Consider the following 15,775-nt stretch of genomic DNA (forward strand, 5'->3'; position numbering starts at 1 on the left):
ATTAACAATCCGCTTTATATTTTATACATTTCACTCACAAACGATTAGCATGAAAGAACAAGATTTATTTTATTTATTGGCGTTGCAAAGAGTAGAAGGAGTTGGTGATATTATGGCCAAAAAACTGATAACGCATTGCGGAAGCGCCGAAGAGGTCTTCAATACTAAAATAGGGCAACTCGCCGCCATTGATGGTGTGGGCTCGATGTTACTGAAAAAGTTAAATGATAAATGGATTTTCGAAAAAGCCAATCAGGAGCTTGAATTTATAAAATCCAATGCTATTAACGCCGTTTATTTTCAAGACGAAGAATATCCCGAACGTTTGAAACATTGTATTGATGGACCACTTTTGTTATTTACCTCGGGGAATATCAACTTAAAAAACAAAAAAATAATCAGTATTGTTGGGACACGTCAAATCACCTCTTATGGAATAGAATTCTGTAGAAAACTGATTGAAGATTTAGCACCACTCGATCCCGTAATCGTAAGCGGTTTTGCTTACGGGGTTGATATCGTGGCGCATCAACTGGCGATGGAAAACAATTTACAAACGATAGGAATTGTTGCGCATGGTTTGAACCAAATTTATCCCAAAACCCATAAAAAGTATGTCGCCAAAGTGGAACAAAACGGTGGTTTTATGACCGAGTTTTGGAGTTCCTCGAATCCGGACAAAGAAAATTTTGTACGAAGAAACAGAATCGTTGCAGGCATGACCGAAGCGACTATCGTAATAGAATCAGCGGATAGAGGAGGTTCGTTAATTACGGCAAATATGGCCAATGATTACAACCGTGATGTTTTTGCCGTTCCGGGACGTGTTACCGATAAATACAGCCAAGGTTGCAACAACCTGATTAAAACCCAAAAAGCAAATTTGCTCACCAGCGCCGCCGATTTAATTTATATCTTGAATTGGGATATTCAAAAAGAGTCAAAACCGGTACAAAAACAATTGTTTGTGACTTTAGAAGAAGACGAACAAAAAGTGTATGATTACCTTTTAAAAACCGGAAAAGAGTTAATGGATATTATCGCTTTGCGTTGTGATTTTCCTATATACAAAATCTCAGGAATGCTTTTGAATATGGAACTCAAAGGGGTGATTCGGCCTTTACCGGGGAAATTGTTTGAGGCGATTTAGTAATTAATCTGAAATAATAACCGCAGATACATGGATTAATTAAAATCTATGTATCTGCGGTTATTATTTTATAAGTTTAAGAATTAAAACTAAAGTCTTAATTAACCTCAAATCCCAATTTTTCTCTCACTCTGCTCAAAACACCATTGGCAACAACTGTCGCTTTTTGGGCACCAATTTTTAACAAATCGTCTACTTCAGGAAGATTGTCCATGTAGTAATTGTATTTTTCTCTTTCGGTTTTGAATGTTTCTGTTATCAATTCAAATAAGGCTTGTTTGGCGTGACCATAACCATAATTTCCGCCTAAATAATTGGTTCTCATAATGGCTAGTTGTTCTTCATTTGCTAATAAAGAATAAATAGCAAAAGCATTACACGTATCTGGATTCTTAGGTTCTTCAAGTGGCGTGCTATCTGTTTCAATACTCATGACTTGTTTACGTAACGCTTTGTCGTCCAAGAAAATATTGATAATGTTATTGGCAGATTTACTCATTTTCCCACCATTGGTTCCAGGAATAAGCATGCTGTCTTCTTGAATTTTGGCTTCAGGAAGTACAAAAGTTTCTCCCATTTGGTGGTTGAAACGAGACGCTACATCGCGTGTAATTTCAAGGTGTTGTAATTGGTCTTTTCCTACGGGAACAAACTCGGCATCGTATAATAAAATATCGGCAGCCATCAGCATTGGATAGGAGAATAAACCAGCATTGACATCTTCCAGTCTGTCTGCTTTATCTTTGAAAGAATGTGCTAATGTCAAGCGTTGAAAAGGAAAAAAACAACTCAAATACCAAGATAATTCCGCTGTTTGTGGCACATCTGATTGTCTATAGAAAACTACTTTATCCACATTCAAACCACAGGCCAGCCAAGCGGCAGCTGTACTGTAGGTATTTGTTCTTAAAGTTTCCCCGTTTTTTATTTGTGTTATCGAATGTAAATCGGCAATGAAAAGAAACGATTGGTTTTCTGGATTATTCGATAATGCGATTGCAGGAATGATTGCGCCTAGTAAGTTTCCTAAATGTGGAGTTCCTGTACTTTGAACTCCTGTAAGTATTTTTGCCATTATATTTTTTTCTTGACCGCAAAGTTCGCAAAGATTTTCGCAAATTTTGCAAGGTTTTCTAAGTTTTTATAGTATTAAATCGTTTTCAAATTTAATTTTTTTAATAATAGTATCATATGATTCCTTATTTTTGACCTTATGAGAGGAATAAAAATTATTTTTTGGACATTATGGCGAGTATGGTTCTATGTCTTGATGGCCATTCCTATACTGGTGATGTTTCCTTTTCTGGTTTTGTCAATCCTGACGGAAAGGGGCTATCCTTATTTTTTTAAGATGGCTCGTATTTGGGCAAAATTCATTCTTTTCGGAATGGGTTTTTATTATAAGATAGAAAAAAATCAAGAATTGGAATCTCATAAAAGTTATATGATTGTGGCTAATCATACTTCTATGACTGATATTATGCTAATGCTCGCTACAATTAAAAACCCTTTTGTTTTTGTAGGTAAAAAAGAACTTTCAAAAATTCCTTTGTTCGGATTTTTCTATAAAAGAACCTGTATTCTTGTGGATAGAAATTGTTCTAAAAGTAAAATGGGAGTTTTTAATCGGGCACAAAAAAGAATAAATCAAGGACTGAGTATTTGTATTTTCCCTGAAGGTGGCATTCCGGATGATGAATCCGTTATCTTGGATACTTTTAAAGATGGTGCTTTCCGATTGGCAATAGAACATGAAATACCAATTGTCCCTATTACTTTTGCAGACAATAAAAAAAGATTTTCTTATAAATTTTTTAGCGGAAGTCCGGGTCTTATGCGGGTTAAAATACATGCTCACGTGGAAACTTTGGGCAAAAAATATGTAGACCGGAAAGAAATTCGGGAAGAAGTTCGGGAGACAATTTATAGTCAATTAATAGTATTTGATAAAACTAAAAAGTATAACTTATACCAGAGTATAAGCCAATAAAAACAGGTTTATAATCTCCGGAGTTTTTCGAATAGGTATTCAATTGATACTTAACCATAGGTTCTAAATTAATTTGAAATGATTTTACCAATTGGTACTTAAATCCCAACCCAACATTGGTGCTGAAATGGATTTCGTTCAAATTTGTTGCCTCTCCCAATTTCAAATTAGTATTAGAGGAAACTAATGATATTTTATTCTGATTTAGAAATAAGGTGCTTATTCCTGCAATAACGGTAATGCCAAACTTCTTGTTTAAAACCGAATACGAAAGCTCCAACGGTACTTCATAATAACCCATTTTCTGATTTAAGGAGCCAGTATTTGTCTTTTGCAATCCTTTTTCAAAAGTGTTTAGCGTATTAAGAGCAGCTTCATTTTTAATTTCAATTAATTGGTTTGAACTATAATTAATATTCGCCAAATTCTTGTTAGACAAACCAGCAGAATAGACCACGTTATTGGTGTTGTATCCTAACGTAAGCTTGTTAATTCCTGTTCGTAACGCAATTTTTTTCGAAACAGCATAATTTACCCCAATACCAAAACTTAGACTGTTATCGGCCTTTTTTTGATTTTTTGAGAATTGAGGGTCAATAGCTGATCCAACTGAATTTGAGTTCAGATACACTGCGGCAACATTAGGAACAATTTGCCATTTGTTTTTGTTATTAAGAGCTGCCGTTTGTTTTTCGGTAGCTTTATTTTTTAAAATTTCCTCTAATTCGTTTGGCGATTCCGGAATAATTGAAGGCTGTTTTTTAGATTCGGTTACCACAATTTTAGTCTCCTCATTCGCTTGTGGCACTTTTTTTTCTAAAACCTGATTTTGAATGTTCTCAACGGTGTTGGGGTTTATTGCATTTTTTTTATCCGCAATTAATGAGCTGTAATTGATTGCATCTTTCTCTGCTTTTTGTTTTAGCGGTGGATGATTTTTTGAGAAATAAAGGTTAGTATTATTTTGATTTTTCTTTTTGTCAGTAATGGATTTTGATGGAATAAAAGTTGTAGTTTCTTTTTCATGGTTTATAACGATTTTGGGGTTAGTTATTACTATTTGTTGGCTATTTTTTATCTCGAATGGTTTTCTCTCTTTTTCAATTTTATTTGGAATTAACTTGTTTTGATTGGGTTTTTTATCTAAAGTTTTCGTGTCTAAAACAATACTGTTTTTAGTTTCAGTATTCGTTTTGAAAATCATGTTTAAAGCAAATAAACCCAAAATAAAAGCAGCGGCAATTCCTGAAAATCGCATCCAAAACGGAATTATTTTTCGTTCTTTTTCCTTTTCCTTCAAAGCTGCTTGTATGTTGATCCAAACCTCATTATTTGGTTCTGCTTCAAAATCCTTGAATCTTTCTTGAAACAGTCGGTCTATGTTTTTTTTATCGTTCATTTTGCCAATGACTTTATTTCAATTCTTGTATATGCGTCTATTTTCTCTTTTAAAATCAACCGTGCCCTGGCAAGATTGGATTTTGTGGTCCCTGTAGTTATTTTAAGCATTTCTGCGACCTCTTTATGAGAATACCCATCGAGAACATAGAGGCTGAATACTAACCTATATTGATTAGGTAATTCTTGGATGATTCGCATTAGATATTCAATTGGAATATTCTCGTCATCAATTTCAATAGCTGTATCAGGGATATTTTCATTGATAACCTCCATATACCGGACACCTTTGTATTTTTGCAGCGCATTGTTTATCATTATTCTTTTTGCCCAGCCTTCAAAAGACCCTTTGCCGCTAAACTGTTCTATTTTTCTGAAAATAATTAAAAAACCATCTTGTAAATTGTCTTGGGCATCAGCATAATTACTGGAATACTTCAAGCATACCCCAAAAAACTTTTTAGAAAACAATTGATACAATTGTTCTTGAGCTTTGGAGCAACTTTTTTTACAGTCATTAATTATTTGATCTAATCCCACAGAATTTATTCTATTTGTTAGTTGACTACAGGAACTTCTACTTCTTCAAAAAGGTCTGTACCAGCGGCATCTTTTCCTTTGTAAAATTTGAAAATATAGGAACCGGTGTTTGTTACATAAAAATTAAAAGAAACTTCTGATGGCTCCGGGATTGATTGCGTACAAACTTGGTTATTATTTACACTAGTTTGAATGGCTACGGTTCGTGTATTTAGGTTCTTACTGTAATAAATACCTTGAAAAAAATGACAGGAAGAAGGTTTTGTATATTTTAATTTTATCTCATACGTATTTCCCAATGTAAATTTATCGGGTAAGGTATAACTATCAACAGGAAGGACTTCATAAGTGTAGGAATCTTGATTTTCATCATCAAGTGTGCATCCTGTCAGAGTTGTAATTAACAGAATAAACAGGGCAAATTTTTTCATTTTTTTCATTTTATAAATTTATACTATTCAGCTTCATTAAATGAGGTTGAGGTTGTTTTTTAATAGATATAAATTTTTGAAAAAGGTTGCGTGTAAAAATAAAAAAACCCGAAATTATTCGGGTTTTAGTTTTTATGCTTCTGCTAATTCTTTTATTCTGGCTTTAATTTTTTCTTCTAATTCATCCGCTAATTCCGGATTGTCTTTTATCAAAGACTTCACAGCATCACGGCCTTGCCCTAATTTAGTTTCACCATAACTGAACCAAGATCCCGCTTTTTTGATGATTTCAAATTCTACTGCAAGATCCAAAATTTCTCCTGTTTTTGAAATCCCTTCACCATACATGATGTCAAATTCAGCGATTTTAAATGGCGGAGCGACTTTGTTTTTCACCACTTTTACTTTGGTTCTGTTTCCAAGTACATTATCACCATCTTTTATTTGAGTAGAACGACGGATGTCTAAACGAACTGAAGCGTAAAACTTCAATGCATTTCCTCCCGTTGTAGTTTCCGGATTACCAAACATTACTCCAATTTTCTCTCTCAATTGGTTAATAAAGAAAACGGTACAATGCGTTTTGCTGATGGTTCCTGTTAATTTACGCAATGCTTGAGACATCAAACGTGCATGAAGACCCATTTTAGAATCTCCCATTTCGCCTTCGATTTCACTTTTTGGAGTCAAAGCAGCAACCGAGTCAATTACAACAATGTCAATTGCTCCTGAACGAATCAAGTTTTCAGCAATTTCTAAAGCTTGTTCGCCATTATCAGGTTGAGAAATGATTAGGTTTTCGATATCTACGCCTAATTTCTCTGCATAATTTCTATCGAAAGCGTGTTCCGCATCAATAAAAGCAGCAATTCCACCTGCTTTTTGAGCCTCAGCAATGGCATGAAGCGTCAAAGTTGTTTTTCCAGAAGATTCTGGACCGTATATTTCAATTATTCTTCCTCTTGGATAGCCTCCAACCCCTAATGCTAAATCGATTCCTAAAGACCCGGAAGAAATAGTTTCTACTTCCTCAATGGCTTTATCCCCCATTTTCATTACGGTTCCTTTTCCGTATGTTTTGTCTAGTTTGTCAAGCGTAAGTTGTAGCGCTTTTAATTTGGATTCTTTCTCTGTACTCATCTTCTCTTTTACCTTTTCTTTCATCTATTTGTATTATTTTATAACTGTAAGAAACTGACAGAATGACTAATTATCCTGAAAATTTCGTTTATGTAAAAACATTTATTTTCGTAAAAATACTTCTTTTTTTAATGTAAATTTTCTCTTTCAAGAATATTTTCAAATCTAAATTTTAATAAAAAATAACAAGCTAATATAAGATTGTTATGTGAACAATGCCTTCAATTCTGTTGCATCATGAGGGTTCATTTTTCCTGCTAAAACTAAACTCAGCTGTTTTCGTCTTAGGGCTGCATCAAAACGTTGTTTTTCCAGTTCTGTTACTGGGACTATTTGAGGTACTTCAACAGGTCTTCCGGTATCATCAACGGCTACAAAAGTATAAATCGCCTCATTGGCTTTGGTGCGGTTTCCTGATTGTCTGTCTTCTACCCAAACATCAATAAATATTTCCATTGAACTTTTGAAAGCTCTGGAGACTTTGGCCTCCACATTTACCACACTTCCCAGTGGAATAGCTCTGTTAAACGCCACGTGATTTACGGATGCGGTTACGGTTATTCTTCGGGAATGTCTTCCGGCTGCAATACTCGCTGCACGATCCATACGGGCTAATAATTCGCCACCAAAAAGATTATTCAAAGGATTGGTTTCGCTCGGTAAAACCAAATCGGTTAATATCGTCAGGGATTCTGAAGGATGTTTTGGAGTCATTTTTGTATAAAAAGTAAATGTTATTTTTAAATATAATACAGTTCTAGTTTAACCAATAAACGGCCAATATAGCGGGTATGAAATAGATAACAATCGTTCTGGCACCATCATAATCTTTGGCCAAACGTTGTCCGAAAAGCAACATCAATAAAGTAATACAGGAGAAAACCGCTCCGTAAAACCCAAATATTCTTCCATTGTTTACCAATAATTCGATGCAGCCAACAATACATAAAATACCGGAAATTAATTCTAAAATTAAAATATTCAGTAATGCCAGCGGCACTTGATTTTTTAATGGGGTTTTAGCAAAATGTCCTTTTAACCAGTCCACATTATCTTTCCAATAAAACAGTTTGTCATAACCGGATTGCAGAAAAGTAATCGCAAGAAAAATCAAAATTAAAATAGAAGTAATGTTGTTCATGTTTTTATTTTTTGTGAATTAAACGGGTTAGTTTTATAGATAAATCGGTTAAAATAATTTTTGCATTTCCGTTGCGTTCAATATGATACATGGCATCTGAAAGTTCTTTAAAAATATCATTTATATTGTTGCCATTTACAAAAGGCGCAAAATTCTCCAGTTTGAATTTCTCTACTTGTGGTTCCATGTAAACCAAACTTGCTGTTTGATAATTCAACAACAAGGCCTGACGGAACATATCGATACAAAAGTGTAAAAATTTCTTTTGGGTCTCTCTTCCTAAACTGGCAATTTGTTCGCTCCATTGAATCAAATCCTGAATGGCTGCTGCATTTCCTTTAGCTCTAAAAGCGGCCCGAACCCAGTCAATAAACCATTTTTCAAAAAAAACAGATTCGCTGTCCGGTTGTAATAATTGCAGTGCTTTGTTATAATTTCCTTGCGCTTGATGTGCTATTTTTATAGCCCTTTTAGTTTCTATATTTTCTCTTGAAACTAAGGCTTCTGAGATAACTTTTTCGCTTAAGCCATTAAAATGCAACACTTGGCATCGGGAACGAATGGTTTGAATTATATCTTCTTCGTTTTCTGAAATCAAGATGAAAACCGTTTTGTCCGTAGGTTCTTCAAGTAGTTTCAATAATTTATTGGAAGCGGCAATATTCAATTTATCGGCCATCCAGATAATCATTACTTTGTATCCGCCTTCGTAGGATTTTAAAGCTAACGACTTTAGGATTTCCTGAGCATCGTCAACCCTTATTTCTCCTTGTTTATTTTTAACGCCTAACATTTGGTACCAGTCGAACAAACTTCCGTACGGATTTTGGTTTAAAAACTCCCGCCATTCCGTGATAAAATCGATGCTTTTGGGTTTCGTTTTTACATCTTCGGTACTTACGGTTGGGTAAATAAAATGCAAATCCGGATGGGATGTTTTCTGGAATTTAATGTTACAAGCTTCGTTTGAACCCGAGTTTTCTGAGTTTTGATTGCTGCAAATAATGTATTGCGCATAAGCAATTGCCATAGGTAAAGTGCCACTTCCTTCAGGACCGACAAACAATTGGGCATGGGGAATTCTGCCCAAATCAGCACTTTTTGTCAAATGACTTTTAATGTGTTCTTGTCCTAAAATTTCTGAAAATTGCATGAAGCAAAGATAGTAGAAAATGGTTTAGTCTAAAATTTTAGGATGCAAAGTTTCAGTAAAAGTAACGTTATAAATGACGTTGTGGAAGTGCCTTTTTTAGGGTGAAAATTTAACTTTTTTTAGGGTTAAAAGAGCTTAAAATAGATAAAAAAGGTAATTATTTGTGAAAATTTAACAGTTTCAATTTGTTGACATGTAGGTTAAATATTAATAAATGAAAAATTAGTTTGAGAAAATTAAATTTTCTTTTTACAAGCTTTTATAATACAGTGAGAATGTGTTAATCCCAATAATATCACTTGTGTAATGAAAAATCACAGCATCCGATAAAACGCAAATTTATTCGTTATAATACGTTTTTTTTTATATTTTGTAATCTTTTGTAATCAAAAAAAATATTGGCAAAGTTGCATTTTGAGTTTTATTGTATATTTTTGTTTAATAAATTAACTGGTATATTCAAATTATGAAAGGGAAAATTATTTTTTTTAGTGTGTTTTTTTTGTTAGCGACAGGTGTGGTTTCAGCACAAGATAAAAACGCTCCTAAAAGTATTATTAGCACAAATGCTTTAATAAAAAAATACCATGACCAGAAAGAGTTGCAAGGGATGAAAAAAGGAGAATTATTAGAACTTTATATTGAACGTATAAAAGTTCTGGTAAAAACATTACCCTACATTGCTTTGGCTACAAAACCAGGAGTTACTATGACTGATCTGGGAATTCCAAATGATGCAGATAATAGAAAAATATTAGCTGATCAAATGGAAAGTACTACAAGTTTTCTTGATGTAACCGTTGCGTTTCAAAGGAGAATGGTGCCTTATTCAGATACAGATAATTTAGTGGCAGCAATTCTATTTTATGAAAATACTTTGAAATCATTACATGAATTCAATGATATGTAAGGATTACTTTAATTCCTTATTAATGTTCATTTACAAGTGATTTAGAATATTGCAGCGATAATTGAATATTAATTTTTTTTAGACTAGTTATCGATGTATTCTGAGGTGGTTCGAATAACTCATAACGTGTTTTTTTAATTTTATTAATTCAAATAGTTTCTAAGATCAATATTTAAATCTTTTAATCATGAAAAACTTTACTCAAAGCATATGGATGTTCTTTTTAGTGGTTTGTGGAATGAATGCACAGCAAGAAAAAGGAATAACAGGTTCTAGTAACTGGTTAAATAATTGGACAGAATTTAAACCTAACAAAACTGATTATGGTGAAGCAAATCAAATATTGGCGGGTAATATTACTGTAAACACAAAACTATACAAGAAAAACATTTACATATTACAGGGAAATGTTTACGTGACAAATAACGCGACTCTTACCATAGAACCAGGTACTGTAATAATTGGGGATTTTGAATCTAGTGCTACTCTTATTATCACTAAAGGAGCTACTCTTATTGCCGAAGGTTTAGAGACGGATCCAATCGTTTTTACTTCTAACAGAAGTGTAAAAAAAGCAGGAGATTGGGGAGGAATAGTTATACTGGGAGATGCACCGACAAATAAATTTGGAAATGTTTCAGCCATAAATTTTGATTTAGATAATTCTTTAACTTTTTATGGAGGTACTAATGCAAGTAGTAATTCGGGTGTTTTAAAATTTGTAAGAATAGAATTTGCTGGAAAAAAAATTAAAGGTTTAGGTAATTTTAATGCGTTATTATTAGCGGGTGTAGGTAACAAAACAATATTAGAAAACATAATGATAAGTTATTCAGCGGGTGATTCCTTTGAAATATTTGGCGGAGAACTTTATTTGAATAAGATGGTTTCTTTTAAATCAAGTAGTGATGATTATAAATTTAATTTTGGAACACAATGCCGAATTGATAATTCGTTAGCAATTCGTTCTTCTTATTTAACAAGCAATACAGGCTCTCGATGTATAGATGTTGCTTCTTATGATAAAAAAGAAGAAGTGGATTTTACTAAAAAACAAACATTGGTTACCGCAACCAATTTAACATTGATTAATAATAGCGAAAATATAAGTGCCGATATTCAATCGGGCTTAGTTAAGGAAGCCGTATATATTGCAGAAAATGCTAATATCGAATTTAGAAGAAGTGTTATTTCTGGTTTTAACCCCGCAGTGTTATTGAATAATAAAATTGAAATTAACGGAGAGAATTTAAAAAAAATAAAATTTGAAGCGATGTATTTTAATTTTTGCAAAGGAAATATTTTTACAGAATATAATTCTAATAACGAAGATTTAGAGAATTGGTACGGCAATAGTGCGTTTTCTAATGTGTATTCTCAAAGTGATAATAAGGAAACATTTATTGACCTCATAAATGAAAAAAAGCCTGACTTTAGATTGCGAATTGCTAAAATAACCGCACTAAGCAATCATTAAAACAACTACCGTTTTCGAGTGATTTTATCTCAAACACAAAAGTTTAAATAATGAAAAGCGGCGATTAGATATGTATATGAATGCTATTAAATAAAGAATACATGCGGAATGACTACTATTGTAAATAAATATTTTTTTTATTTTTGGTTTTTGGTTTTGCCTTTAACTAATAATGTTAATGCTCAGATAGTTATAGGAACTCCTGCTTTATCGTTTAGTCAAATTTGTGCTAATTCCTCGTTTAATACTTTTAACGTAACTTTTTCTTTTTCACCAGTTTCGGGTTTGAATTCTGCAAATCAATTTATAGTAGAACTATCCGATCCAAACGGAAGCTTTACCAGTTCCACTGTTGTTTTTACCTCTGGCGCGGGTACTGTTACCGTTTCTCCTGCAACTTTAACTTTTCCGGTACCAAATACAACTGCCGGGGAAAAATATAGACTGAGAATTAAAAGTACAAGTCCAGCGGCCACGAGTCCTAATTCTTCTGCTTTTTCGGCCTATTACAAAGCTCAGGATACTCCGTTTTCCATTAATAATTTTGTTTCGACCGCTACTTATTGCTCAGGTGGGAGTTATGTTTTAACGATAGATAATCCCGGCACAGGATTAAACGATTCCCCATTAAAATACCCTTCGTTAACCTATAATTGGTTTAAGGAACCAAGTTTAACTCCTATAGCTACAGGGCAAAGTTTAAGCGTGAACCAACCCGGAAAATATTATGTTGAGACCAATTATGGTTCTTGTACTTCAGATTCCTATTCCAACAGGGTAACCGTAAATGAGGCTACTTCTTCGGCTCCAACCACAATAACTTCCAGTCTTGGGAATCCTTTTTGTTCAAGTTCAGGTGCTACGACATTGACAACGTCAGCAGGAAATAGTTATCAATGGTATAAAAATAATGTGGCTATATCAGGAGCAACAAGCCAAACGTATGCAACCAATCAGATAGGGGCCTATTCTGTAGCTGTCAATTTTGGTAGTTGTGTGGCTAATGCTGCTATCAATTTACAAAATTATCAATTCACCAGCAGTATCAATGTTCCCGATACAAATACTATTTCGCCGGAAGAAACTCTAGCAGTAATCGTAACCACATCAGCTTCGAATCCTGATTATAAATGGTATCTCAATGAAGCTGTTATTCCAGATGCCACAGGAAATACTTATGATGTGAAAAGTAAAGGAAGCTATAAGGTAGTAATTACTCAAACTACAGGATGCGGTACTTCAAGTGAATTTCCTTTTACGGTAAACACGACAGTTAATCCCAATTCATTTCCAGATGTTGTAAACATACCAAATTTAATAAGTCCTAACGACGATGGCATAAATGACACTTGGATTATTCCTCAAGAATATATAAGCGGAACAAATACTGAAGTGTTATTATTGAGTTCTCAGGGAGAAATAGTGCTTAAAACAAATGATTATCAAAATAATTGGCCTGAAAACAAATTGGATTTTAAAAATGTCAATCAAGTGTATTATTACATAATAACCACTCAAGACAAAAAAGTAAAAAAGGGTTCAATAACGGTATTAAAATAATATGAGGAAAGCGTTACTATTCATAGTTTTTTTTTACGGTACACTTCAAATACTCTATTCTCAAGATCATGAGGACGGAGTTGTTTCGTTTTCATTACCTATCAGAAATTCTTTGAAGTTTAATAAATTCCTTATCAATCCAACCTTTAGTTTTGTAAGAGAACAAAGTACAAATATCAGTTTTTATAATAAAAGACAATGGGTTCAGTTTGATGATGCTCCGCAGACCTATTTAGCGAGCTATTCCGGAAGATTTAGCGAGAATGAAGGAATCGCCATTGGATTATTCCAGCAAAATTATGGCGTTTTAACCACTTTTGGTGCTGTTGCAAATTTCGCTCATAATGTTATACTGCAAGAAGATAGTAATTTAACTTTTGGAATGAATATAGGATTTTATAAAAGTGGCTTAAATAAATCCAAGGTTATTACAAATTATCCAGATCCATCATTAGAAAATATACCTTCAAATTCTTTAATTACGGTTAATCCAGGTGTAAACTATGGAACCGCTTTTCTTGATTTTGGTCTATCGGTCAATAATTTGATCTTATATAATCTTAAAACTTCTAAGATCATAGAAGACGATCCCGAAAAAAGCATCGAAGCACACATTATGCATACGGGATATTTAGACACGTATGGTTTTTTTGATAAAAGTAAATTTTCTGCCTTACTTAAGACAGAGTTAAAAAAAGACAAAACTATCATTTCAGGTTTAATGATGTTTGCCATTCCAAAAGGAGTATGGGCGCAAGCAGGTTATAATACTGTATATGGAATGTCTGGAGGAATAGGCATGAATATCACTCCAAAAATTTCTATTGAGTATAATTTCGAAAAAGCAACTGGCAATCTATCAAATTTTGGTTCTTCTCATGAAATAGTTTTGGCTTATAAATTTAAAAGTAATTCCTATTATTATGGTGATGATGAGGAAGAAGGTTCTATTATTCTTCCTGTGGATGCAAGAAAATCAGTTCCAACAACACCTAAGGAATCAGCAATTTTATCACCAATTGATGCTCAAAGACTGAAGGAACTTAAACTTGCTATGATTGCTGAGAAAGAAGAAATCCGACTGTTTAAACTGAAAGAAATTGCCGAAGCCAGAGCTAAACTAGCTGCTGATAACAAAGCCAAGTTGGATGCTGCCGCCTCTGCCAAACTTGTGGCTGATGCTGCTATTAAAGCCAAATTGATTGCCGATGCTGCCGTCAAAGCCAAACTTACAACTAATGTTCAGGTGATAACCAAACCGGTAACAGATGCTAAACCCAAGTTGGATCCTGCTTCTAAACCCAAAGTCGATGCGCTTGCCCAGGCAAAATTAATTTTGGAAACCAAAGCCAAAGCTCTTGTTCAGGCAAAATTAGCCGCAGATACTAAAGCCAAATTAGTCGCGGATGCTAAGGCAAAAACAGATGCTGACATGCAAGCAAAATTAGTTTTTGATGCTAAAGCCAAAGCCTATGCACTTGCACAAGCAAAATTAGCTGCAGATGCTAAATCCAAAGCAGATGCTCTCGCTCAAGTAAAATTAGCTGCGGATGCCAAAGCCAAAACAGATGCTGACATGCAAGTAAAATTAGTTTCGGATGCTAAAGCCAAAGCCGATGCCCTTACCCAAGCAAAATTAGCTGCAGATGCTAAATCCAAAGCAGATGCTCTCGCTCAAGCAAAATTAGCTGCGGATGCTAAAGTCAAAGCCAAAGCAGATGCTGACATGCAAGCAAAATTAGCCGTAGATGCTAAAGCCAAAGCCGATGCGTTAGCTCAGGAAAAATTAGCTGCACTTGCCCAAGCCAAATTAGCTGCAGATGCCAAAGCTAAAGAAGATGCTGACATACAAGCGAAATTAGATACTACACCTAAGGATGCGAACGTTAGATCTATGGATAATTTGACCAAATTAGTTGAAGATTCTAAGAATACACAACAGCAATTATTGACTCGACTCAACTCGACAGTCGCTAATAAAGAAAAAGACCTTAAAGATTTAAAAGAGGAAAATGATTTAAGTGATAAAGGTATTTTAAGTGAGCCAAAACCTTTCAAAAGTGTGTCTGCTGAAAACAGTGCATTAGAAGCTTTAAAACTAGAAATAGCTGGGGTAAACAAAACTCAAAATGAAAAAATTATTGCGTTAGATAACTTATACAAAGAAAGAATCCAAAAAGTGCCTAATAAAAATGATGCAACAAATCAATATTATTTAAAAACAATAGAAACACTAAAAGCAGAACAATTAAAAGTAATACAGGCAAATGTGAATTTAATTTCTTCATTAGAAAAAATTAAAGCTGAGACAGAAATTGAGAAAAAAAGAAGAATTAAACGTGCAGGTTTTGAGAATGATCAAAGTAGGTATTTGAAAGATAAAGCGACATTAAGCCGAATAAAAGAGAAGACCCCTTTTAGCGCAGTTCCTTTAAATACTGAAGATTTTGATTATGGTGATGAGCAGTCAAATATGCAAATTTTAAAAAACATTAAAAATGTCGAAAGTGGTTATTATTTAGTAGTTGCGGTCCATAATGATGTTGCTAAAAGAGATGAGTTTTTAACAAAATCAGTAGCAGCGGGCCAATCAAATATAGATTTCTTTTATGATATCAATACAAGTAAATATTTTATTTACTACGACAAATTTGATACTATAGAACAAGCAAAAAAAGCATTACAATCAAAAGGGAATAAGCCTTATAATGGTAAGATGTCTATAGCTAAAATTGAAAATTAATAAATAAAAATCCGTTATGAAAAGACAGTAATAATTAATTTTTTTTAAAATAAGTCCAGTTTTATGCAATTTTAAATTAGCCCTCATGCCCCTGAGAGTCAGTTTAAATTAATAAAAAACCTTCAGGCATTATTGCTTGGAA

General features: G+C 33.7%; 14 protein-coding genes. 6 read left to right on the forward strand and 8 right to left on the reverse strand.

The features are described 5' to 3' along the window. Positions 1 to 49: 49 nt before the first annotated feature. Positions 50 to 1,150 carry a DNA-processing protein DprA gene (dprA, locus tag ACM55K_RS02260; RefSeq protein WP_416848625.1) on the forward strand — a complete coding sequence of 367 codons (1,101 nt, stop codon included), beginning with the start codon at positions 50 to 52 and terminating at the stop codon, positions 1,148 to 1,150. 97 nt (positions 1,151 to 1,247) lie between these two features. Here dprA and trpS read toward each other — a convergent pair whose 3' ends face one another. Then, a complete protein-coding gene (gene trpS, locus ACM55K_RS02265) occupies positions 1,248 to 2,225 on the reverse strand; it encodes a tryptophan--tRNA ligase (RefSeq protein ID WP_416848626.1) in 978 nt (325 codons plus the stop codon). 138 nt (positions 2,226 to 2,363) lie between these two features. Here trpS and ACM55K_RS02270 point away from each other — a divergent pair, with 138 nt between their 5' ends. Beyond that, on the forward strand, positions 2,364 to 3,140 hold the full coding sequence (locus ACM55K_RS02270; RefSeq protein WP_416848627.1) for a lysophospholipid acyltransferase family protein: 777 nt from the start codon (positions 2,364 to 2,366) through the stop codon (positions 3,138 to 3,140). Here ACM55K_RS02270 and ACM55K_RS02275 read toward each other — a convergent pair. The 7 genes from ACM55K_RS02275 to ACM55K_RS02305 all read right to left on the reverse strand — a co-directional run bounded on the left by ACM55K_RS02275 (position 3,103) and on the right by ACM55K_RS02305 (position 8,943). Continuing rightward, complete coding sequence (locus tag ACM55K_RS02275) at positions 3,103 to 4,539, reverse strand: hypothetical protein (protein WP_416848628.1); 1,437 nt, start codon at positions 4,537 to 4,539, stop codon at positions 3,103 to 3,105. The two genes, ACM55K_RS02270 and ACM55K_RS02275, sit on opposite strands and share 38 nt — an antisense overlap. Further along, positions 4,536 to 5,078, reverse strand: coding sequence for an RNA polymerase sigma factor (locus tag ACM55K_RS02280; RefSeq protein ID WP_416848629.1), 543 nt, complete (start codon positions 5,076 to 5,078; stop codon positions 4,536 to 4,538). Before ACM55K_RS02280 ends, ACM55K_RS02275 begins: the two co-directional genes overlap by 4 nt. 17 nt (positions 5,079 to 5,095) lie before the next feature. Beyond that, the gene (locus tag ACM55K_RS02285) at positions 5,096 to 5,509 is read right to left on the reverse strand and encodes a hypothetical protein (protein ID WP_416848630.1); all 414 of its coding nucleotides are present in this window, start codon (positions 5,507 to 5,509) and stop codon (positions 5,096 to 5,098) included. A gap of 132 nt (positions 5,510 to 5,641) precedes the next feature. Further along, entirely contained in the window at positions 5,642 to 6,649 is a 1,008-nt protein-coding gene (gene recA, locus ACM55K_RS02290; RefSeq protein ID WP_035674074.1) for a recombinase RecA, read from the reverse strand. Positions 6,650 to 6,853: 204 nt separating this feature from the next. After that, positions 6,854 to 7,363: an acyl-CoA thioesterase gene (locus tag ACM55K_RS02295; protein ID WP_416842182.1), complete on the reverse strand. Its 510-nt coding sequence runs from the start codon at positions 7,361 to 7,363 to the stop codon at positions 6,854 to 6,856. 43 nt (positions 7,364 to 7,406) lie between these two features. Next, positions 7,407 to 7,790, reverse strand: coding sequence for a DoxX family membrane protein (locus ACM55K_RS02300; RefSeq protein WP_416848631.1), 384 nt, complete (start codon positions 7,788 to 7,790; stop codon positions 7,407 to 7,409). Between the two features lie 4 nt (positions 7,791 to 7,794). Continuing rightward, positions 7,795 to 8,943, reverse strand: coding sequence for a DNA polymerase III subunit (locus ACM55K_RS02305; protein WP_416848632.1), 1,149 nt, complete (start codon positions 8,941 to 8,943; stop codon positions 7,795 to 7,797). A gap of 466 nt (positions 8,944 to 9,409) precedes the next feature. Here ACM55K_RS02305 and ACM55K_RS02310 point away from each other — a divergent pair, with 466 nt between their 5' ends. The 4 genes from ACM55K_RS02310 (at position 9,410) to ACM55K_RS02325 (ending at position 15,633) form a co-directional block, all read left to right on the forward strand. Beyond that, positions 9,410 to 9,853, forward strand: coding sequence for a hypothetical protein (locus ACM55K_RS02310; protein WP_416848633.1), 444 nt, complete (start codon positions 9,410 to 9,412; stop codon positions 9,851 to 9,853). A gap of 187 nt (positions 9,854 to 10,040) precedes the next feature. After that, positions 10,041 to 11,330, forward strand: coding sequence for a hypothetical protein (locus ACM55K_RS02315; RefSeq protein WP_416848635.1), 1,290 nt, complete (start codon positions 10,041 to 10,043; stop codon positions 11,328 to 11,330). A 108-nt stretch (positions 11,331 to 11,438) separates the two neighbouring features. After that, entirely contained in the window at positions 11,439 to 12,890 is a 1,452-nt protein-coding gene (locus tag ACM55K_RS02320) for a T9SS type B sorting domain-containing protein (protein ID WP_416848636.1), read from the forward strand. A 1-nt stretch (position 12,891) separates the two neighbouring features. Further along, the gene (locus tag ACM55K_RS02325; RefSeq protein WP_416848637.1) at positions 12,892 to 15,633 is read left to right on the forward strand and encodes a PorP/SprF family type IX secretion system membrane protein; all 2,742 of its coding nucleotides are present in this window, start codon (positions 12,892 to 12,894) and stop codon (positions 15,631 to 15,633) included. Positions 15,634 to 15,775 lie beyond the last annotated feature (142 nt).

The sequence above is a fragment of the Flavobacterium arabinosi genome (assembly GCF_048158725.1).
Lineage (GTDB): Bacteria > Bacteroidota > Bacteroidia > Flavobacteriales > Flavobacteriaceae > Flavobacterium > Flavobacterium arabinosi.

Excerpts from the sequence above, each read along its gene's own strand:
- dprA (WP_416848625.1), top strand. The coding sequence starts at position 50 with ATGAAAGAACAAGATTTATTTTATTTATTGGCGTTGCAAAGAGTAGAA.
- trpS (WP_416848626.1), bottom strand. The coding sequence starts at position 2,225 with ATGGCAAAAATACTTACAGGAGTTCAAAGTACAGGAACTCCACATTTA.
- ACM55K_RS02270 (WP_416848627.1), top strand. The coding sequence starts at position 2,364 with ATGAGAGGAATAAAAATTATTTTTTGGACATTATGGCGAGTATGGTTC.
- ACM55K_RS02275 (WP_416848628.1), bottom strand. The coding sequence starts at position 4,539 with ATGAACGATAAAAAAAACATAGACCGACTGTTTCAAGAAAGATTCAAG.
- ACM55K_RS02285 (WP_416848630.1), bottom strand. The coding sequence starts at position 5,509 with ATGAAAAAATTTGCCCTGTTTATTCTGTTAATTACAACTCTGACAGGA.
- recA (WP_035674074.1), bottom strand. The coding sequence starts at position 6,649 with ATGAGTACAGAGAAAGAATCCAAATTAAAAGCGCTACAACTTACGCTT.
- ACM55K_RS02295 (WP_416842182.1), bottom strand. The coding sequence starts at position 7,363 with ATGACTCCAAAACATCCTTCAGAATCCCTGACGATATTAACCGATTTG.
- ACM55K_RS02300 (WP_416848631.1), bottom strand. The coding sequence starts at position 7,790 with ATGAACAACATTACTTCTATTTTAATTTTGATTTTTCTTGCGATTACT.
- ACM55K_RS02305 (WP_416848632.1), bottom strand. The coding sequence starts at position 8,943 with ATGCAATTTTCAGAAATTTTAGGACAAGAACACATTAAAAGTCATTTG.
- ACM55K_RS02310 (WP_416848633.1), top strand. The coding sequence starts at position 9,410 with ATGAAAGGGAAAATTATTTTTTTTAGTGTGTTTTTTTTGTTAGCGACA.
- ACM55K_RS02315 (WP_416848635.1), top strand. The coding sequence starts at position 10,041 with ATGAAAAACTTTACTCAAAGCATATGGATGTTCTTTTTAGTGGTTTGT.
- ACM55K_RS02320 (WP_416848636.1), top strand. The coding sequence starts at position 11,439 with ATGACTACTATTGTAAATAAATATTTTTTTTATTTTTGGTTTTTGGTT.
- ACM55K_RS02325 (WP_416848637.1), top strand. The coding sequence starts at position 12,892 with ATGAGGAAAGCGTTACTATTCATAGTTTTTTTTTACGGTACACTTCAA.